General features: G+C 64.0%; 23 protein-coding genes, 1 tRNA gene, 1 other RNA gene and 1 pseudogene. 6 read left to right on the top strand and 20 right to left on the bottom strand.

What is annotated here, in order from left to right:
• Nucleotides 1-44: 44 nt before the first annotated feature.
• The 3 genes from ABIB27_RS02060 to rnpB form a co-directional block, all read right to left on the bottom strand.
• Entirely contained in the window at nucleotides 45-248 is a 204-nt protein-coding gene (locus ABIB27_RS02060) for a hypothetical protein (protein ID WP_354214220.1), read from the bottom strand.
• An 81-nt stretch (nucleotides 249-329) separates the two neighbouring features.
• The gene (locus ABIB27_RS02055; RefSeq protein ID WP_354253426.1) at nucleotides 330-1,808 is read right to left on the bottom strand and encodes a glyceraldehyde-3-phosphate dehydrogenase; all 1,479 of its coding nucleotides are present in this window, start codon (nucleotides 1,806-1,808) and stop codon (nucleotides 330-332) included.
• A 259-nt stretch (nucleotides 1,809-2,067) separates the two neighbouring features.
• Nucleotides 2,068-2,453, bottom strand: an RNA gene (gene rnpB, locus ABIB27_RS02050) — RNase P RNA component class A.
• 56 nt (nucleotides 2,454-2,509) lie between these two features.
• Between rnpB and ABIB27_RS02045 the strand changes: the two genes are divergently transcribed.
• On the top strand, nucleotides 2,510-3,274 hold the full coding sequence (locus tag ABIB27_RS02045) for a YaaA family protein (protein ID WP_354253425.1): 765 nt from the start codon (nucleotides 2,510-2,512) through the stop codon (nucleotides 3,272-3,274).
• A gap of 58 nt (nucleotides 3,275-3,332) precedes the next feature.
• On the opposite strand, the gene ABIB27_RS02040 is transcribed toward ABIB27_RS02045, so the two are convergent.
• Complete coding sequence (locus ABIB27_RS02040) at nucleotides 3,333-4,088, bottom strand: zinc ribbon domain-containing protein (protein WP_354253424.1); 756 nt, start codon at nucleotides 4,086-4,088, stop codon at nucleotides 3,333-3,335.
• Between the two features lie 123 nt (nucleotides 4,089-4,211).
• Entirely contained in the window at nucleotides 4,212-5,129 is a 918-nt protein-coding gene (locus tag ABIB27_RS02035; protein WP_354214216.1) for a Nif3-like dinuclear metal center hexameric protein, read from the bottom strand.
• 99 nt (nucleotides 5,130-5,228) lie between these two features.
• Between ABIB27_RS02035 and msrA the strand changes: the two genes are divergently transcribed.
• From msrA to epsC, 3 genes are all read left to right on the top strand, one after another.
• On the top strand, nucleotides 5,229-5,753 hold the full coding sequence (gene msrA / locus ABIB27_RS02030; RefSeq protein WP_354214215.1) for a peptide-methionine (S)-S-oxide reductase MsrA: 525 nt from the start codon (nucleotides 5,229-5,231) through the stop codon (nucleotides 5,751-5,753).
• A 65-nt stretch (nucleotides 5,754-5,818) separates the two neighbouring features.
• Nucleotides 5,819-6,754: a cysteine synthase A gene (cysK, locus tag ABIB27_RS02025; RefSeq protein WP_354214214.1), complete on the top strand. Its 936-nt coding sequence runs from the start codon at nucleotides 5,819-5,821 to the stop codon at nucleotides 6,752-6,754.
• Nucleotides 6,755-6,793: 39 nt separating this feature from the next.
• Complete coding sequence (gene epsC / locus ABIB27_RS02020) at nucleotides 6,794-7,378, top strand: serine O-acetyltransferase EpsC (protein WP_354214213.1); 585 nt, start codon at nucleotides 6,794-6,796, stop codon at nucleotides 7,376-7,378.
• A 13-nt stretch (nucleotides 7,379-7,391) separates the two neighbouring features.
• On the opposite strand, the gene ABIB27_RS02015 is transcribed toward epsC, so the two are convergent.
• Together ABIB27_RS02015 and gnd are read right to left on the bottom strand one after the other, a co-directional pair.
• The gene (locus ABIB27_RS02015) at nucleotides 7,392-8,225 is read right to left on the bottom strand and encodes an oxidoreductase (RefSeq protein WP_354214212.1); all 834 of its coding nucleotides are present in this window, start codon (nucleotides 8,223-8,225) and stop codon (nucleotides 7,392-7,394) included.
• A gap of 112 nt (nucleotides 8,226-8,337) precedes the next feature.
• A complete protein-coding gene (gene gnd, locus ABIB27_RS02010) occupies nucleotides 8,338-9,774 on the bottom strand; it encodes an NADP-dependent phosphogluconate dehydrogenase (RefSeq protein WP_354253423.1) in 1,437 nt (478 codons plus the stop codon).
• 170 nt (nucleotides 9,775-9,944) lie between these two features.
• On the opposite strand from gnd, the gene ABIB27_RS02005 reads away from it, so the two are divergent.
• Nucleotides 9,945-10,673 carry a FadR/GntR family transcriptional regulator gene (locus ABIB27_RS02005; RefSeq protein ID WP_354214210.1) on the top strand — a complete coding sequence of 243 codons (729 nt, stop codon included), beginning with the start codon at nucleotides 9,945-9,947 and terminating at the stop codon, nucleotides 10,671-10,673.
• Here ABIB27_RS02005 and ABIB27_RS02000 read toward each other — a convergent pair.
• From ABIB27_RS02000 to ABIB27_RS19370, 5 genes and pseudogenes are all read right to left on the bottom strand, one after another.
• Complete coding sequence (locus ABIB27_RS02000) at nucleotides 10,563-11,021, bottom strand: hypothetical protein (RefSeq protein ID WP_354253422.1); 459 nt, start codon at nucleotides 11,019-11,021, stop codon at nucleotides 10,563-10,565. The genes ABIB27_RS02005 and ABIB27_RS02000 overlap by 111 nt on opposite strands.
• Nucleotides 11,021-11,791 carry an SDR family oxidoreductase gene (locus ABIB27_RS01995; RefSeq protein WP_354214209.1) on the bottom strand — a complete coding sequence of 257 codons (771 nt, stop codon included), beginning with the start codon at nucleotides 11,789-11,791 and terminating at the stop codon, nucleotides 11,021-11,023. The genes ABIB27_RS02000 and ABIB27_RS01995 overlap by 1 nt, the downstream gene beginning before the upstream one ends.
• A complete protein-coding gene (locus ABIB27_RS19380) occupies nucleotides 11,788-12,234 on the bottom strand; it encodes an NAD-binding protein (RefSeq protein ID WP_502909088.1) in 447 nt (148 codons plus the stop codon). Before ABIB27_RS19380 ends, ABIB27_RS01995 begins: the two co-directional genes overlap by 4 nt.
• Before the next feature lie 17 nt (nucleotides 12,235-12,251).
• Nucleotides 12,252-12,368 carry an NAD(P)-binding domain-containing protein gene (locus ABIB27_RS19375; RefSeq protein ID WP_502909101.1) on the bottom strand — a complete coding sequence of 39 codons (117 nt, stop codon included), beginning with the start codon at nucleotides 12,366-12,368 and terminating at the stop codon, nucleotides 12,252-12,254.
• A gap of 98 nt (nucleotides 12,369-12,466) precedes the next feature.
• A pseudogene (locus ABIB27_RS19370) lies at nucleotides 12,467-12,682 on the bottom strand (NAD(P)-binding domain-containing protein); the annotation flags it as partial.
• Nucleotides 12,683-12,805: 123 nt separating this feature from the next.
• Between ABIB27_RS19370 and ABIB27_RS01985 the strand changes: the two are divergent.
• Nucleotides 12,806-13,870: a D-2-hydroxyacid dehydrogenase gene (locus ABIB27_RS01985; RefSeq protein ID WP_354253421.1), complete on the top strand. Its 1,065-nt coding sequence runs from the start codon at nucleotides 12,806-12,808 to the stop codon at nucleotides 13,868-13,870.
• Between the two features lie 282 nt (nucleotides 13,871-14,152).
• On the opposite strand, the gene ABIB27_RS19365 is transcribed toward ABIB27_RS01985, so the two are convergent.
• From ABIB27_RS19365 to ABIB27_RS01950, 8 genes are all read right to left on the bottom strand, one after another.
• A complete protein-coding gene (locus ABIB27_RS19365) occupies nucleotides 14,153-14,350 on the bottom strand; it encodes a hypothetical protein (protein ID WP_502909087.1) in 198 nt (65 codons plus the stop codon).
• A gap of 106 nt (nucleotides 14,351-14,456) precedes the next feature.
• Nucleotides 14,457-14,759 carry an MFS transporter gene (locus ABIB27_RS19360; RefSeq protein WP_502909086.1) on the bottom strand — a complete coding sequence of 101 codons (303 nt, stop codon included), beginning with the start codon at nucleotides 14,757-14,759 and terminating at the stop codon, nucleotides 14,457-14,459.
• Nucleotides 14,760-14,987: 228 nt separating this feature from the next.
• Nucleotides 14,988-15,785, bottom strand: coding sequence for an IclR family transcriptional regulator (locus ABIB27_RS01975; protein ID WP_354253420.1), 798 nt, complete (start codon nucleotides 15,783-15,785; stop codon nucleotides 14,988-14,990).
• 254 nt (nucleotides 15,786-16,039) lie between these two features.
• On the bottom strand, nucleotides 16,040-16,330 hold the full coding sequence (locus ABIB27_RS01970; RefSeq protein WP_354214418.1) for a hypothetical protein: 291 nt from the start codon (nucleotides 16,328-16,330) through the stop codon (nucleotides 16,040-16,042).
• Nucleotides 16,331-16,463: 133 nt separating this feature from the next.
• Nucleotides 16,464-16,536: transfer RNA gene (locus ABIB27_RS01965), tRNA-Val, on the bottom strand.
• 110 nt (nucleotides 16,537-16,646) lie between these two features.
• Nucleotides 16,647-17,582 (bottom strand): NAD-dependent protein deacetylase, encoded by a 936-nt coding sequence (locus ABIB27_RS01960; protein WP_354253419.1) that lies wholly within the window; start codon nucleotides 17,580-17,582, stop codon nucleotides 16,647-16,649.
• Between the two features lie 5 nt (nucleotides 17,583-17,587).
• The gene (locus ABIB27_RS01955; protein ID WP_354214202.1) at nucleotides 17,588-18,082 is read right to left on the bottom strand and encodes a peroxiredoxin; all 495 of its coding nucleotides are present in this window, start codon (nucleotides 18,080-18,082) and stop codon (nucleotides 17,588-17,590) included.
• Nucleotides 18,079-18,498, bottom strand: a complete 420-nt coding sequence (locus ABIB27_RS01950) for a DUF3052 domain-containing protein (RefSeq protein WP_354214201.1) — start codon at nucleotides 18,496-18,498, stop codon at nucleotides 18,079-18,081. Before ABIB27_RS01950 ends, ABIB27_RS01955 begins: the two co-directional genes overlap by 4 nt.
• Nucleotides 18,499-18,636: the final 138 nt, after the last annotated feature.

The raw sequence follows: 18,636 nt of genomic DNA, 5'->3' as shown, positions 1-18,636 counted from the left end.
CATCCGGATTGTTATCCACAGTGGGGAGGAAGGGTGGTCCGGATTTACTGCTCCCGTACCACCCGCCGAAGATCCTCTTCAGCCAGCTGAAGGAGGCTTTCCAGCTGCCGGACGCGGCCTGCGCCAACGTCGCCGGCGGCCAGGGCCGCGCGGGACTGCTCCAGCAGCCTGACGGCCTCTTTGTGGTTGGCCTTCGCTACGTCAAGGGCGTGTTCGAGGGTGGTCTCGTGGAGAGTTTCGTTATCCATGGCACCAGTGTGGTCCCGATTCCCGGCTGATTCCAGCGAATCAGCCGGGAATGTCGTGATCCCGTGTTGCCGGGCCGGCCTTTAGACGGCGAGTGCGGCCAAGATGGCGGCGGGTTCCTTGGCGGGGAAGGACGGCGGGTTGACACCGGCCATCTCTTCCATGACCCGGACAACCTGGCAGCTGTAGCCGAATTCGTTGTCATACCAGACGTAGAGGATGACGTTCTTGTCATTGGAAATGGTGGCAAGGCCGTCCACAATTCCGGCGCGGCGCGAGCCGACGAAGTCGGTGGAAACAACCTCGGGCGAGTCGATGTAGTCGATCTGCTTGCGCAGTTCCGAATGCAGGGACATCTGGCGCAGGTAATCGTTCACCTCATCCTTGGTGGTGCCGTTTTCCAGGCTCAGGTTCAGGATGGCCAGCGAAACGTCCGGCGTAGGGACGCGGATGGAGCTGCCGGAAAGCTTGCCCTGAAGTTCGGGCAGCGCCTTCCCCACAGCTGTTGCCGCACCGGTTTCGGTGATGACCATGTTCAGCGCGGCAGAGCGGCCGCGGCGGTCGCCCTTGTGGAAGTTGTCGATCAGGTTCTGGTCGTTGGTGAAGGAGTGGACGGTCTCCACATGGCCGTGGATCACGCCGAACCTGTCGTTGATGGCCTTCAGGACCGGAGTGATGGCGTTCGTGGTGCAGGACGCCGCGGACACGATCTGGTCCGAGTCCAGGATGGTGCCGTGGTTAATACCGTGCACGATGTTCTTCAGCGCACCCTTGCCCGGTGCAGTCAGCAGGACCCGGGCCACGCCCTTGCTCTGCAGGTGCTGCGACAGGCCTTCAGCGTCACGCCAGCGTCCCGTGTTATCCACAACCAGGGCGTTGTTAATGCCAAAGGCCGTGTAGTCGATCGTGGCCGGGTTGTCCGAGTAGATCACCTGGACCTGCACGCCGTTGGCGGTGATGGTGTTGGCTTCCTCGTCAACGCGGATGGTGCCCTCGAACGGGCCGTGGACCGAGTCGCGCCGCAGCAGGCTGGCCCGCTTGGTGAGGTCCTTGTCCGAGCCGCGGCGCACCACGATGGCGCGCAGGCGCAGGCCCTGGCCGCCGCCTGCCTTTTCGATGAGCAGGCGGGCCAGCAGCCGGCCGATGCGGCCAAAACCGTAAAGCACAACATTGGTGCTGCTGCGGTCATCAGCACCACGCTTGCCCACGATCTCGGCCAGCTCGGCCCGGAGGAACTCCTCCAGGGACGCGCCGTTGCCTTCAAGCTTGTACTTCTCCGTCAGGCGGGCCACGTCGACGGCCGCTGCACCGAGGTCCAGCTGCGCCAGCGTGTTCAGCAGCGGTGCCGTCTCTTCGAGCAGGAGCTCGGTGTTGCTCATGCGCCGGGCGAACCGGTGCGCTTTGAGGATGTTCATGGTGGACTTGTTGATCAGGCTGCGGCCGTGGATGCTCGTCACCACGCTGTTCTCGCGGTACAGCCGGCCAATCACCGGGATCATGGCCTCGGCGAGGGCCTCCCGGCCCATCCACGTATCAAGACAAGAATCTGACGTCTGGCTCACAGAACTACCTTCCTCGGTTCAGCCGCATACGTCCTCGTATGCGGATGTCGGCCACCTGATGTTGTCCAGGGGCCTCTGGCACCGGCGGGATTCTGTTCATCCCGGGTGCCGTGGAGAAGCGCAAAGAAAAACCACCGGCTGCGAACGCAGACCCGGTGGCGGAACTTCTACGTTCGCTCTCTATTCTAGGCCGGGGACACGTCCCGGATGGCCGCCGGGGACGTGAAGTCACTCACATGCACTGCCTGTTGGCATGAGTGGGATGGGTTGACCGATACGCCGGGTTCTGTGCTCCCGTGCCGTTACCAGCGCGGGAGTAGCGGCCATCCATCTACGGACGCCGTTGCCGACGCCCTCCAGCGGCCTACCCGGACACTCGGGCGGGCAGCCCTCAAACGTGTCCTGTCTGACCTTGCTCCGGGTGGGGTTTACCTAGCCTTCCCGGTCACCCGGGAAGCTGGTGGTCTCTTACACCACCGTTTCACCCTTACCTGAGGCCTTCCGTCACCGGAAGACACAGGCGGTCTGTTCTCTGTGGCACTGGCCTGCGGGTTACCCCGAGTGGGCGTTACCCACCACCCTGCCCTGCGGAGCCCGGACGTTCCTCGAGCCACTTGCGTGACGCGCGGCCGCCTGGTCAACCCATCCGGAACCCAGTCTACCGGGGAAGGAGGCAGCGCCGTCGCCGGTAGGATCGTACGGTGCTGATTCTGCTTCCCCCCTCCGAAGGCAAGACCCCCGCAGTCCGCGGATCCGCCGTCGACTGGCCCGCACTGAGCTTTCCCGCGCTCAACCCCTACCGTGCCAAAGTACTTGAGGCACTGGGAACGGTCAGCGCCCACGAGGACGCCCTCGCCCTGCTGGGCGTCGGCGCCTCGCTGAAGGACGACGTCGAACGCAACACCCGGCTCCACGCCGAACCGGCGGCGCCTGCCCACCAGATCTACTCGGGCGTCCTGTACGACGCCCTCGGTTACAAGACCCTCACGCCGGCGCAACGCCGCAAGGCGGATGAATCGGTGGTGGTGGTGTCCGCGCTCTGGGGTGCCATCCGGTTCGCTGACCGGGTGCCCGCGTACCGGCTGTCGATGGGAACTGCACTGCCCGACGTCGGCCGCCTCGCCTCGTTCTGGAAGCCGCAGCTCTCGGCGGCCCTCACGGAGGCGGCTGCCGGACATCTGCTGGTGGACTGCCGCTCCAGTACTTACGCAGCGGCGTGGGCGCCGCCGCCGGCGCAGACGGTGGCGGTCAACGTTTTCAGCGAGGTGAACGGCGCGCGCAAGGTCGTTAGCCACTTCGCGAAACATACCCGCGGTGAGCTGGCGCGGCACTTGGTGTCCCGCCGCGGCACTGCCCCCCGGACCCCCGCCCAACTGCTCAAGGCCACCAGCGAAAAGTGGGCAGCGGAACTCGTGGACGGAACAGCCAGGAAACCCCACGCCCTGAACATCATCCTGCCGGGCTGACTCCGCTACCCCAACCGGGTCGGATTCACTGCAGCAGGAACGCCAGTGACGCCGGGCGCTAGTTATTTGGGGAGGGCGTGTTCCATTCGGCGGAGCGCACCAGGATGGCGCCGGAGTCCGGGCAGAACACGATCTCGTCCTCGGCGGCGGCCTTGATCTCAGCGAGGTCGCCGGGGCTCAGTTTCATTCCGGACGCCTCGGACGTGCCGTGGAACAGCCGGGCTGCGCCCACACCGCGCTTGGCGAGGGTCTTTTCGTAAACTGCCAGCATCCCGGCGTCGAGTCCGGCCGCGAATTCATCGCGCTGGCCACGGACAACCGTCGCTTCGGCCTCAACCTCGGCCAGGGCTTCGTCGAGTTCGGCACGGATGCCGCTGAACGAGCCCTGGATGTCATCAACAATCTGCTGCTGGGCGGCCTGCCGGGCACGCAGGGAGTCGAGCCGGTCCATCACTTCCAGCTCCACGTCCTCGAGGTCGGAGCGGCGTTTGTTGAGCGAGGCAATATCCTTCTGCAGCGCCACGAGGTCCTTGGACAGTCCGGTTCCGCTGTTGAGCCGGGCTTCGTCGCGCTCGATCCGGTTAGCAACCTGCTCGACGTCGGCCTCGGCCCGCTTGAGGTCGGCTTCGGCGTCGTGGACGGCCACTTTGGCGCCGCCCAGTTCACCGTTGGCGACGGAAAGCGCGGCTTCAAGGTCGGTGATCCGCGGATCGGTACTAAGGGTACGGCGGCGGTTCGAGAGGGACTTGAGCTTCGCGTCCAGCCCCTGCAGTTCGAGCAACTTCAACTGTTCCGCCGGTGCTGCCTTAGCCAACTGCTACCTCCGCTTGTTTCCTGCCGGCCGGAACCGGGCACCCGATCGGCGCTCCCTAGACTCTAGCGCCTAGCCAGCTCCCCTGCCTCGCTACGCTCGCCCGGGGCCCCTCGCACGCCAGGCTTAGCCGGGAGTCAGAATGAAGTCCCAGGGGTCGCTGTTGGTGTTGCTCACCTGAATCTCCACGTCGTGGCCCTGATCAGCGAGCACGTTGCCGAGCGCCGATGCTGCGGCCGGCAGCCAGAGCCATTCGCTGGCGAAGTGCGAAACGTCAATGAGGTATGGCCGGCCGTTTACTGCCGCCTCGCGGGCTTCGGACGCGGGATGGTGCCGGAGGTCGGCGGTGACATAGACGTCGGCGTTACTTGCCCGCACCTCGTCGAACAGCGAGTCTCCCGCACCCCCACACACTGCAATGCGCCGCACCAGGCCATCCTTGTCGCCGGACACCCGGACTCCCCCGGCCACGGCTGGCATGATGCCGAAAACCCGGGCGGCGAAATCGCCCAGGCTCATGACGTCCGCCAGATCCCCCACGCGGCCTATGCCTTCTTCGGGCAGGCCGTTCGCGGCAACGGTCAGCGGGGCGACATCTTCCAGTCCCAGCGCGTCAGCCAGGACGTCAGAAACACCCCCGACGGCGGAATCCCCATTGGTGTGGACGGTCAGTAACGCCGTTCCCGACTCGATGAGCCGGTGGATGGCCTGCCCCTTGGCAGTAGTGGCAGCCACTGACGTGACACCTTTGAGCAGCAACGGATGGTGGGTAATCAGCAGCTCGGCACCCCATTCCACGGCTTCTTCGATCACCGCAAGTGTGGGATCCACAGCGAACATAACGCGGGTGACCGGCGCTGCGGGATGGCCTGCCACGAGGCCCACTTCGTCCCAGTTTTCGGCCAGGGACTCGGGCCAGAGTTCCTCGACCGCCAGCAGCACCTGCCCTAACGTGGGTGCAGGCGAGCCCTCCCCCGGGGCATCGGCCCCGGATCCGGTGCCGCCACTGTCCGCATCTGTAACGCCGGTGTCTGCAGATTCCATAGACTCAGTTTTACCCCATCACGCCGTTTGGCCGGCATGTGCCGCAGTCTCGTAGGGTGGTCAGGGAATCATCCGGGGCTCTCAACCATTGAAGAGGTCATGAAAACTTTTGTTCTGGGCGGAGGCTGCTTCTGGTGCCTGGACGCCGTCTACCAAAAAACCAAGGGCGTTACGTCAGTTGTTTCCGGCTACACCGGCGGCCACCATCCGCAACCTGACTACTACGATGTCTGCAGCGGAACCACCGGTCACGCCGAGGTGGTGGCCGTGACTTTTGATGAGGCAGATATCCCGTCCGAAGTCATCCTGGACATGTTCTTCGCGCTGCACGACCCCACCACGCTCAACCGCCAGGGCTACGACGTCGGCACGCAGTACCGCTCATCCATGTTCTACGAAACCACCGAAGAGAAGATTCTCTTTGAAGAGGCCATCGATCGGAACCAGGCGCTGTGGTCGCACCCGATCGTCACGGAGGTCAGCCGGCTGCCACGGTTCCACGTGGCCGAGGACATCCACCAGGATTACTTCGCCAAGTACCCCGAGCAGGGCTACTGCCAGGTGATCATCAACCCCAAGCTGGCGAAGGCCCGGAAATATTACTCTGCATGGCTTAAGGCTTAGCAGCGGCCGCAGGCCCTCGTTAGGCTGACCTCAGTATTCACACTTCTCCAGATAGGCGTATGTACATGGCAAGGATCTATGACGATGTAACGCAGCTGGTCGGCGGCACCCCGCTGGTCCGACTGAACCGGCTGAGCGAAGGGCTGGACGCCACCGTGGCCGTCAAGCTCGAGTTCTACAACCCGGCCAACAGCGTCAAGGACCGCATCGGCGTGGCCATCGTGGATGCCGCTGAGAAGTCCGGTGCCCTCAAGCCCGGCGGCACCATCGTTGAGGGTACGTCCGGCAACACCGGCATCGCCCTGGCCATGGTGGGCGCTGCCCGCGGTTACAAGGTCATCCTGACCATGCCCGAAACAATGTCCACCGAGCGTCGTGTGATGCTCCGTGCGTTTGGCGCCGACATTGTGCTGACCCCCGGTTCCGAGGGCATGCGCGGCGCAGTGGAGAAGGCCCAGGAAATTGTGGCCAACACCGAGAACGCCATTTGGGCCCAGCAGTTCGCCAATGAAGCAAACCCGCAGATCCACCGCGAGACCACGGCCGAGGAAATCTGGTCCGACACCGATGGCAAGGTGGACATCTTTGTTTCCGGCGTCGGCACGGGCGGAACCATCACCGGCGTCGGGCAGGTCCTGAAGGAGCGCAAGCCGGACGTCCAGATCGTGGCCGTGGAACCGAAGGATTCCGCCATCCTCAACGGCGGCGCCCCGGGCCCGCACAAGATCCAGGGCCTGGGCGCCAACTTCATCCCGGAACTGCTGGACACCAACGTCTACGATGAAGTCCTGGACGCCACCCTGGAGGATTCCGTACGCGTAGCCCGTGAACTGGGCGTCAAGGAAGGCATCCTCGGCGGCATCTCGTCGGGCGCCATCGTCTGGGGTGCCCTGGAACTGGCCAAGCGCCCGGAGAACGCCGGCAAGCTGATCGTCGCTATTGTCTGTGATTTCGGTGAGCGTTACATCTCCACCGTGCTCTATGACGACATCCGCGGCTGATCCAGCCGTCGTCGCCTCGTTTCCTGTAGAAAGAACTTTGTGGGCTTTTTCGCAAGACTGAAGGAAGACCTCGACGCCGCCCGGTCCCACGACCCGGCGGCTCGAGGTTCTTTTGAGAACTTTTTCGCCTATTCAGGGCTGCATGCCATCTGGATTCACCGGTTAACACACCGCCTGTGGCAAACCCCGGGGCTGCGTTTCCCGGCGCGCCTCGTGTCGCAACTGGGCCGCTTCCTGACCGGCATCGAGATTCATCCCGGTGCCACGATCGGACGCCGCTTTTTCATCGACCACGGCATGGGCGTGGTCATCGGCGAGACCGCCGAAATCGGCGAGGACGTGATGATCTACCACGGTGTCACGTTGGGCGGCCGGTCGCTGGCCAAGGTCAAGCGTCACCCTACTATTGAGGACCGGGTGACCATTGGCGCCGGCGCCAAGATTCTGGGGCCCATCATCATCGGCCGGGATAGCGCCGTGGGCGCCAACGCTGTTGTGGTGAAGGATGCACCGCCGGAATCGATCGTCACCGGGGTGCCCGCCAAGTGGCGCCACCGGGATGCGCAGCGCGAAACCAAGCCTGCGGTTGATCCGGCCGAGTACGACATCGAATACCGGATCTGACGCCTCAAAAAATTTACTTCGCAACCCGCTTCAGCACTGCCATCACTACCGCGTCATAAAGCCGGTCCGGCAGGACCCGGCGGAGGCCCAGAATGGCTGCCGCTCCCTTGCCCACCGGATAGCGGGTCCTGGGCCGTGCCGCCGTCGCTGCGTGCAGGATGGCGGACGCAATCACTGCCGGGGGCGTTGATGTTGCCGGTCTGTCCGTGGAAGCCAGGACCTCCGCCATGTGGCGGGCCTGGGCAGCGTACGGGCCCGTGCCACTGCTGGCCAGCAGCCCCTCGACGGAGATCCTGCCCCAATCGCTTTGAGTGCTTGCCGGTTCAATGATGGAGACAGTCACCCCGTGCGGCTTGAGTTCCAGCCGGAGCGCATCGCTGAGACCCTCGACGGCGAACTTCGTGGCGTGGTACCAGGCACCGAGGGGCTCGTAGAACTTTCCGCCGATGGACGAGATGTTGATGATCCTGCCCTGGCCCGCCTGCCGCATGGCTGGCAAAACCAACTGCGTCATTCTGGCCAGCCCAAAGACATTCACATCGAACTGACGGCGGCCTTCGGCCAGGTCCACCTCCTCCAGGGCACCATAGGATCCATAGCCGGCGTTGTTCACCAGAACGTCTATGCGCCCGCGTTCCTCCAGGACGCGTCCGACGGCGGCGCGCATCGAATCATCGTCAGTCACGTCGAGCGCCAGAACCTGGATACCGAGCGCCGCCAGCGGCTCCATCCTGTCCGTCCGGCGTGCTCCCGCATACACGAGGAATCCGTGGCCACTGAGTCTTTTGGCCGCCTCGAAGCCGATGCCGGTGGACGCTCCCGTAACGAATGCAACTGGCTTGGGCACCTTGGACTCCTTGGCTGGACGGACACCGCTGTTGCCGGGAAATGCCAACGGCCGGCAGCTCCCAGAATATCCTCGGAAGTGCCGGCCGCAGCGTGCTGCAGTGAGCGGTGGGTTAGTGCGTGTCTACCGCTTCGATTTCGGACTTGTCTTCGCCCCACAAGGTGTGGAAGGTGCCCTCGGAGTCGACGCGGCCGTAGGTGTGCGCGCCGAAGAGGTCGCGCTGGCCCTGGATCAGGGCGGCAGCCACGCGCTTGCGGCGCAGGCCGTCGTAGTACGCCAGCGAGGAGGAGAACACCGGTACCGGGATGCCGAGCTGGACGGCAGTGGCCACCACACGGCGCCAAGCCGGCAGTGCATCGGCAATGGCCTGGGTGAAGGCCGGCGCGAAGAGCAGGTTTGCCGGCTTCTCCTCGGCGGCGTAGGCCTTGGTGATGTCCTTGAGCAGCTCGGCACGGATGATGCAGCCGGCCCGCCACAGGGAAGCGATCTCGTCCAGCTTGAGGTCCCAGCCGTATTCCTTGGCTGAGGACGTCAGCATGTCCAGACCCTGCGCGTAGGAGACGAGCTTGGAGGCGTACAGCGCCTGGCGGACGTCCTCAACAAAGGTGTCGGGGATTTCCACGGCAGCTTCGCCGCCGGCCAGCAGTTCCTGGCCGAGCTTGCGCTGCTCCGCCTGGGAAGAGAGCGCACGGGCGAAAACGGATTCGGCGATGCCGGAAACCGGTGAACCGAGTTCAAGGGCGGAGATGACCGTCCAGCGGCCCGTGCCCTTCTGGCCCGCGGCGTCAACAACGACGTCCACGAACGGCTTGCCGGTCTTCGCGTCAACGTGGCCCAGGACTTCGGCTGAGATTTCGATCAGGAACGAGGACAGGTCTCCTTCATTCCACTCGGTGAAGATCTTGGCCTGCTCGGCGGGCTCGATGCCGGCACCCGACCGGAGAAGATCGAAGGCTTCGCCGATGACCTGCATGTCGGCGTACTCGATGCCGTTGTGGACCATCTTGACGAAGTGGCCGGCGCCGTCGGTGCCGATCCAGGCGCAGCAAGGCTCGCCGTCCACCTTGGCGGAGATCTTCTCAAGCAGGGGGCCGAGGGCCTTGTAGGATTCCTTGGAACCGCCCGGCATGATGGAGGGGCCGTTCAGTGCGCCCTCTTCGCCACCGGAAACGCCGACGCCCACGAAGTGCAGGTCCTTCTTGGCCAGTGCGGCTTCGCGGCGGCGGGTGTCCTCGTAGTGCGAGTTGCCTGCGTCGATGATGATGTCGCCGGCTTCCAGCAGAGGTTCGAGCTGCTCGATGACGGAGTCCACCGGTTTGCCGGCTTTGACCATGATCAGGACGCGGCGGGGCTTTTCCAGGGAGTCGACCAGTTCCTGCAGCGTCTCAGTGCGGATGAAGTCGCCGTCCGTACCGTGCTTTGCGAGCAGTGCGTCGGTCTTTTCCAACGACCTGTTGTGCAGGGCAACCGTGAAGCCGTTGCGGGCAAGGTTGCGGGCCAGGTTGGCTCCCATCACCGCAAGGCCGGTGACACCGATGTGTGCAGACATCAAAACTCCAATTCATTGTGTGCAGTAGATGTGCGAGTGGCTCGGCGTTCGCCGCGAGGCATCTTCACGAACCGATGGATCCGAATAAAGCATATATATTCGATGAGCTCAGGGGAAGTCCGCCCACTGTGTGGAACGACGCGGCTCAATCCCCGTCTAGGCTTGACACCATGTCGACCAGCCTGCACCACCGTGCCATCGAGAATGTTGGCACCCGAATTATCACGGGCGACCTCCCTGCCGGACACGTGATGCTTGCTGAGCAGCTGGAGGAAGAGCTGAAGGTCTCCCGTTCTGTGGTGCGCGAAGCCGTGCGGGTCCTCCAATCCTTGGGCCTGGTGGAAACCATCAAGCGCGTGGGCATCCGCGTCCTGCCACCCAGTAGCTGGAACCCGTACGACCCGCAGGTCATCCGCTGGCGGCTCTCCAGCGATGGCCGCGGCGCCCAGCTGCGGTCACTGATCGAGCTGCGTTCCGCCGTCGAGCCCGCAGCCGCAGAGCTGGCAGCGATGAATGCACCGGCGGAGTTGCGCGGTGAACTTCTAGACATCGCCCATGCCATGCGCGACGCCGGCCGCGAGGGTGATGGGAAGAAGTTCCTGGAGCTGGACATCGCCTTTCACTCCGTGCTGCTCTCCGGCTCCGGTAACGAAATGTTTGCCAACCTGATGGGCCAGGTGGCCGAGACCCTGACAGGGCGCACGGTCCACGGACTCATGCCGAACCACCCCCACGAGGGCGCCCTGCAGTGGCACGTGGACCTCGCCGAGGCGGTTGCGGCCGGCGACTCAGCGGCAGCCCGGGAAGCCTCCGAACAGATCATGCGCCGCACCACGTCCCGGCTCGCCGAAACGTGGACCGATCAGCCCCGGGTGTTTATTCCGGTACGCCGAAACTGAACGGGAACGTCCGCACAGGCCCTGCACCGGCTTGAAGTTGAGCCGGACTTTGCCTGATTCAGCGGATTTCCGGGCAGTGGCGAAAGCCTCGAGTCCCAGGCTGAGCGGGTATTCGCGGGTGGTGACGGGTTCGCGGTGCAGGGTGCCGTCCGCCAGTGCGGTGATGACGTCGTAGTGCGCTTCGACCACCGCCTCATCCGGTCCCGGCGTTGCCAGCGGCACGTCCTGGACCCGCAAGTCCCCCGCCGTGTACGCGACGACCGCCGGACCCGAGACCGGCAAGCCAGTCCCTTCGGTTGCTCCCGTTTCCTCCGTCACCGCTGAAGTCCCCCTCAGAAGAGCGCTCATCAGACCACCACCGTCATTCCGCCGTCGATAAAGATTGTCTGCCCGTTCACGAAGTCCGAGCCGTCCGAAGCCAGCCAGACCGCCGGGCCGGCCAGGTCCTGCACGGTCCCCCACCGGTGCGCCGGCGTCCGGCCCAGGATCCAGGAATTGAACTGATCATCATCGACCAGGTTCTGGGTCATCTCGGTATGGATGTAGCCCGGGGCGATCCCGTTGATCTGCAAACCCGAGGCTGCCCACTCGGCCGTCATGGCACGGGTCAGGTTCCGCAGCCCGCCCTTGGCCGCAATGTACGGTGCGATCGTGGGACGGGCCAGGTCCGTTTGCACCGAGCAGATGTTGATGATCTTGCCCCGGCCCCGCGGGATCATGTGCCGTGCAGCTTCCCGGCCCACCAGGAACGCGCTGGTCAGGTCTGTGGCGATCACGCGCTCCCAGTCCGCCACGTCCAACTCCAGCATCGGAACCCGGTGCTGGATCCCGGCGTTGTTCACCAGGATCCGCAGCGGACCCACATGCTCCTCCACCCACGCAATGCCCCGTGCGGCCTCGGTGTCCTTCGTGACATCAAACGCGATGCAGTGGATCCGGCCCGGCGCGAAATCAGCAGCCATCGCCGCCTCCGCCGCCTTCAACCGCTCCGCGTTGACCCCGTTCAACACCACAGTCGCGCCGGCGTCAGCCAGCGCCCTGGCAAGCGCATTGCCGATCCCCCGGCTCGACCCCGTCACCAAGGCCACCCGCCCTGTTAAATCAAAAAGCGCACTCACGTTGCAGCCGTTCCTCTCGTTGCCGAATCCGCAGTGTCCGCCTCATCGGTGTTGTCGCTCAGATGTGAAATCGCCTTCCGGACTACGGCCGGGTCAGCGTCACGCAGGCCTAGCCGCTTCAGTTCCGCGTAAAGTTCGACGCCGGCAGTCGCCATCGGTACGGCAGCGCCGGCCGCCCGGGCTGCCTCGAGCACAAAGGAAAGATCCTTGTGCATGAATTTGGCCGGCCCCGTTGGCGTGTAGTCCTTCCGGACCAGACGGGGTCCCACGATTTCCAGAACACGGCTGCCGGCAAGCCCGCCGGACAGCACATCAAACAGCGCCGCCGGATCCATGCCGGAACGTTCGGCGAGTTCAGCTGCCGCGGCGAGCGCCGCCGTCGTGGTTCCCACGATGAGTTGGTTGCAGGCCTTGGCCAGCGGCCCGGAGCCGAATGGGCCCATGTGCCGGGCCTTTGTTCCTATGGCCGCAAAGAAGGGCTGGAGCCGCTGGAAGCCTTCGGGCGTACCGCCCCGGCCATGATGGCCAGCGTTCCCTCGGTTGCCCCCTGGGTTCCGCCGCTGACCGGTGCGTCCACCACGACGGCCTGGCAGGCACTCGCCTCCTGCACCCACGGCCTAAGTCCTGGACCCTGGCGGGTGAAACAGAGCTCATGACCACCACCGCGGTGCCAGCAAGCGGCGGCGTTTCGGCCCAGCTTGCCAGCAGCCCTTCCGATGCCTCCTCGATGAAGGACAGGTCCGGCAGCATAAAGGCGATCACCGGGAGATCCCGCAGGGCGGACACGTCCTGCTCCGGTCGGCCGCCCTTCGCCACCAGCTGCTGCAGGGGAAGCGGGGAACGGTTCCAGGCAGTAATGTCCCAGCCGGCGCGGAGCAGATTCTCCGCCATCGGCAAACCCGTCCGTCCCAGGCCCACAAAGCCCGCTCGTTTGTCTTCCATCAAAAAGCCTCGACTCAACTGGTTGTTGGTTATCGTGGGGAAATCTGTCCAATACCCTAGCCGCTATTCAGTATGATGAACATTATGACGACTCAAACCACCGTGGCGATCGCCGTCCCGCTCGAAGCGGAGCTCGTGGACCGCATCCGCGCAGTAGACCCCACCGTGACCGTTCTTCACGAGCCGGACCTCCTTCCGCCCCAGCGTTTTCCCGCTGACCACTCCGGGGACCCGGACTTCAAGCGGACTTCGGAGCAGGAAGAGCAGTACTGGGACATGCTCAACAAGGCAGAGGTTCTGTACGGCCTGCCCAATGAGAGCCCGGCAGGCCTGGCGCGCATCGCGCGCGAGAATCCGCGGCTCCAATGGGTCCACGCCATGGCCGCCGGTGCCGGCGGAGCCGTCAAGGCGTCCGGGCTGGACCTGGAGGCCCTGCGGAAATTCAAGGTAACCACGTCGGCCGGCGTTCATGCCCTGCCTTTGGCCGAATTCGCCGCGCTGGGCATCCTCAACGGATTCAAGCGCAGCGGCGAACTTGTCCAGGACCAGGCCGCGAAGGTTTGGCCCGAGCTCCGGACCCCCGCCCGGCTGGTCAGCGGTTCCACGCTGGTGGTCACCGGCCTGGGTGAAATCGGCCTGGAGACTGCCCGGATCGCACGGGCTCTTGGTATGAAGGTCAGCGGTACCAAGCGCACTGTGGAACCCATCGAGGGAATCGACGAGGTGGCGGACAACGACGGCCTCGCCGGGCTCCTGGCCACCGCCGATGCCGTGGTGAACACCCTGCCGGGCACGCCGTTCACGGAGAAGCTGTTCAACCGCGACGTCTTCGCTGCGATGAAGCCTGGCACGGTGTTCGTGAACGTCGGCCGCGGCACCGTGGTGGACGAAGACGCCCTCCTGGAGGCCCTCAACAACGGCCAGGTTTCCTACGCCTGCCTCGACGTCTTCGCCGTGGAACCGCTCCCTGCGGACAGCCCGCTGTGGGATCACCCCAAGGTCCTGGTGTCACCGCACACCTCGGCGCTCAGCGCGGCAGAAAACCGACTGATCGCAGAGCGTTTCTGCAGCAACCTCCGCGCCTTCCTCGACGGCGGGGACCTCCCGCACCTCGTGGACCCGGTTCACTTCTACTGACCCGCGCTTCGCCGATACTTCGCCGGTACTCACGGAAGAGCCCCTGCTGGACTCCTGGCTTCAGGAATCCAGCAGGGGCTCTTCGCCGTGGCGGACCTGGCTGCGGCACTCTGCCGGAGCGGCCGTTCGTCTCCGGCGTGAAGAACGTTGTGCCGAAGGAAATCAGCGCCAGGATTAATGAGTAGATCGCGGGAACCAGTCACGGGTGGCCGGTGGCAGCCAGGAGGGCTACGCCGATCATTGGGGCGAAGCCGCCGGCGAGGCCGGCTGAGGGTTCGCGGCTCAGTGCCACGCCGGTGAAGCGGTGCTGGGCGCCGAAGAGCTCGGGCAGCAGGGCGCACCGGCGGGCATGCTGATGAAGGACACCAGCAGCGCCGAGTAGATGTACGAGTTGCCGTTTTCGCCCATGCGCAGGCCGATGCCGACGAGCACGTCTTCTTCGAGTGCTCCCAGGTCTGGCCCACCGGCTTTTTTGACCACGGCTTTGTGCTTTTCCAGTTCCTGAAGACCGGCGTTTCCTTGAGCTTGAGCCGAATGAACACGGCGGTCACAATCAGGATGATGCTCGCCGTGTCAGCCAGCGCCATCAGGGAAAGGGTGCCTGCCCCCGGAGTGTGCCCAGTTGAATGCCAACGAACGGCAGGGAAGCAAAGAAACCACGACGGCGGCGCGGGGCCACCTCGGAAATCAGTGTGTTGGCGCCTGCATGCTCGGCACCTGCGCCCAGGCCGTGGAGGATGCGGAGGGCCATAAGGAGAACGGTCCCAAATATTCCCGCCTGTTCAACCGTGGGCAGGAGTCCGATGGCGAAGCTTGCCATGTCCATCAGGCCGATGGTCAGGATCAGGACCATCTTCCGGCCAAACCGGTCGCCGATGCAGGCGAACACGACGCCGCCGTCCGCGTCAGCCTGCGGTGATTTAGTACGAGTTGTCAGAAGAACTGCACATAACACTCCAAGCCCCCCGTTGGCCTGGATTGTTAGCGACGATACCTGTTGTGCGGATCACTATACTGAACTTAGTACAGCACACTGAACGTCCCGCGGGGCCAATTCCGAAATTGTTGCTTTCCCGTTCCCTACCGGCGCGGACCGGAAGGAGGCATTTTGCGGAACCTAACCCATGGGATTGCCCAGGGACCGTGCCAGTTCGTTCAGCTCCTTCACCATCACGGACCCCTGCTCTTCGGAATAGGTCGCCTTCAGTGCCGTGACGGACAACCCCAGGCTCGGCCCGTGGGCACCGCGGGTGGGCACGGACACGGCAAGGCACACCACGCCCGTGGTGGATTCCTCATCCTCGAACGCGTAGCCCTGGTCGCGGATGGTGCGCAACTGGGCCTTCAGTTCGGCGCCGGTACGCAGCGATTTGGGAGTCAGCACCGGAAGTTCAGCCGAATCGGGAAACATCCCCTCGAGGTCGTGGTCATGGAGGCGCGCGATGAGTGCCTTGCCCACGGCGCACAGCGAGACCGGCATCTTATCGCCGATGTTCGAGGTCAGGCGGACCGCGGGGTGACCTTCGTAGCGGGCAAGGTAGATGACGTTGGTGCCGTCGAGCATGGCAATGCGGACCGTCTCTCCCGAGAGGGTGGGCGCCTGTCCGCAGAAGCGGTAAAACTCCTGCACCTCATCGAGCCGGCTCAGGTAGGCGGCACCGAGTTCCACCAGTTTGCGGCCCAGGGTGAATTCGGCTCCTTGGCGGCTGATCAGCCGCGCTTCTTCCAGGGCGAACAACAGGTTGGACGTCGATGACTTGGGGATTCCCAGCTCGCGGGCCAGGTCACTCAGCGTCAACCGGCCGCTGGCGGAAGCCGCCAGGGCGTCCATGACAGCAGCGGCACGGGTGACCGCCGGTGCGGGCGATGCGCTCCCCAGGCCATCGGAGGCACGGGGTGATCGGGAATCGGCCATGATTCTCCTTCAATCGGCACGCCAGGGCGCTTCACGTGCAGGCGTCCATTCCACTGAACAGTAACCATCATAATGGCTCCGGACTTGGTCAGCATCGTCAAGAACCACGGCCGGACTCACAGCACGACATGGAACGCCTGGTATTTGTTTGTTTCCGGATATGCACTGTATATTCGTGGAAGACCCTCCACCGCGGCATCCCCCAATAGTCGCGGTGGAGGGTTTTCCAATGCCCGGAATGTTGGACCTAAACCTCAGGCTACATCGGCCGCCGTTTCCCGCAGCCGCCAGCCGCCGCCCAGGCCGTCCCGTTCCAACACCATCGTGGTCAGCGCGGACTGCATGTTGCGCCCCAACCTCACCTGCACCTGCAGGACTTCAACGTCCACCCGGCCAAGGCCCTTGGGCATCCGGCGGCGATCCTCCCACCAGCTCACCCGTTCAAACCACCTCACCGTCTCGGCACCTACGGCCCATTCCCGTCCGTTGCTGACTACCGCCGTCGGGATGCCCTCGGGGGACGCCTTAACCACCACATACTCCATGGCGGGAACACTAGGGCGAGGCACCGACAATCAGTCGCCGGAGCATCTCCTGGGTTCACGGCACTCAACGTGGACAACAAAAAACCCCGCTTGTTCCGTGCCTTATGGGCACGAAACAAACGGGGTCTGGCGGTGGGTCCTACCGGGATCGAACCGATGACATCCACGGTGTAAACGTGGCGCTCTACCAGCTGAGCTAAAGACCCAAAGGAAAGGTTTCCGCACTTCAGTGCTTCGACCAACGAACATAAACTTTACCTGATGTGCGGGAACAAAAGCCAATCCACAGATAGCCGTGGCGGCTGGACCCAGTAGTTCAGAGATCAGGAAGTTCGGCTGCGAGCCACGTCAGCGACTCGCTTACGCCAGTGTGGAGCTTGAGGGTGGCATGGGGGTCGCCCCGGGTCTCCCCACGGTTGATGATCACCACCGGCTTATCAGCCCTTGCCGCATGCCGGACGAACCGCAGGCCGCTCATCACCGTCAGTGAGGATCCGGCAACCAGGAGTGCCCCGGCGCCGTCCACCATGGCGTAGGCGGCTCCCACCCGCACTTTGGGTACGTTCTCGCCGAAGTAAACGAAGTCAGGTTTGAGCGTCCCACCGCAGGCGGGGCAAGCCGCAACAACAAAGCTGGAAATGAGCTCCGCATCATCAACGGTTGCATCGGCGTCGGGGGCCATTTCCACCAGACCGGATGCGGTGGCACGCTCCAGGAATCCAGGATTCAGCTCGGACAGCACCCCTGCCAGCAGGCGCCGGCTATACGTCCGCCTGCAGTCAAGGCAAACCACCTGGTCAAAACGCCCATGGAGGTCAATGACATTGATGCTGCCGGCGTCTTCATGCAGCCTGTCCACATTCTGCGTGATGAGGCCGGTGAGGAGCCCGCGCCGTTCCATTTCAGCCACGGCACGGTGCCCATGGTTGGGATCTGCATGCCGCAAATGAGACCAGCCAATATGGTTCCGCGCCCAATAGCGCTGGCGGTTGGCCGGTTCACGAACAAATTCCTGGTAGGTCATCGGAGAACGCGGCACAGCGTCCGGGCCGCGGTAATCCGGAATACCCGAATCCGTGCTCAGCCCAGCGCCGGTCAGCAGTGCCAGCCGCTTGCCGGTCAGCAGCGCCAGCACCTTTTCAAGGCCTTCCAGATCTTCCGCCGGCAGCGCGGCCGGGTTGACCGGGTTCGCGGCCGGCAGGCTGGCGAAGCCTGTCAGGCCTATGCCAACGCCCCGCCGCTGCTGGTCCACCAGCCTCAGGCCTGTTCCAGTCCTGCCAGAACCTCGCGGTATTCAGAAAGATCGCGGGCCTGGCCACGCGGATTCACCACAACATAGCGGATGGTTCCGGCGGCATCGATAATAAACGTCCCGCGCCTGGCCATGCCGCTCTCCTGGTCGAAGACACCGTACGTGCTTGCCGCTGCTCCGTGCGGCCAGAAGTCGGCGAGCAGGTCGAACCCGTACGCTTCCTGTTCAGCGTAGGCCCGCAGACTGAACTTGCTGTCGACGGACACCGCCAAAACCGTGGCTCTGGCATCTTCGAACACCGCCAAGTTGTCCCGGATTTCACACAGTTCACCGGTGCAGATGCCCGAAAACGCGAACGGGTAAAAAACCAGGACAACGTTTTGCCCCCGGAAAGAGGACAGTTTTACTGGCTCACCGAACTGGTTCACCAGCTCGAAATCCGGGGCGGTCTCCCCCACCGCAAGGACGGCCCGGGGGGCTACGGACAGCGCTGCCGTCACTTGTTCTTCTTACTGACCAACCGGGTGGCGCTCCAGTCCTTGGACACACCCGCTGAGGTGGTGAGGTGAAGTCCTGCTGTAGGAGCAGCTTCCTGGATTTCCGCCGGAGATACGTATCCCTGCCGGCCGGACTTGGGAGTCAGCACCCAGACCACCCCGCCCTCACTGAGGGTGGTCAGCGAATCCATAAGGGTGTCCACAAGGTCACCGTCGCCGTCGCGCCACCAAAAAATGACGGCGTCTACAACGTCATGGTCGTCTTCATCCAGGAGTTCGGACCCTGTCAGGTCCTCAACGTCATCACGTAAGTCGAAGTCGACATCATCGTCGTAACCGAACTCCTGAATCAGATCCCCGTTTTTGAAACCCAATTTTTCCGCCACATTTACCGAAGTGGCGGCGTCGGCCTCGCTCACGTGTTCCTCCAATGCCTAATACATGCAGTGCGCATAGTGATTTCCATTACTCCCAGCCAACACCCTTTGTGCCTGAGCTTCAAGCTGTCCACCCCGCGATCCGCCATATTCTGCGTCACATCGGGCTTGGTCAGCCTG

This window comes from Arthrobacter sp. UYEF21, from assembly GCF_040546085.1.
In the GTDB taxonomy this organism is placed as follows: Bacteria; Actinomycetota; Actinomycetes; order Actinomycetales; family Micrococcaceae; genus Arthrobacter.
Note: the sequence above shows the minus strand (reverse complement) of the source record. Positions and strands in the feature narration are given on the sequence as shown.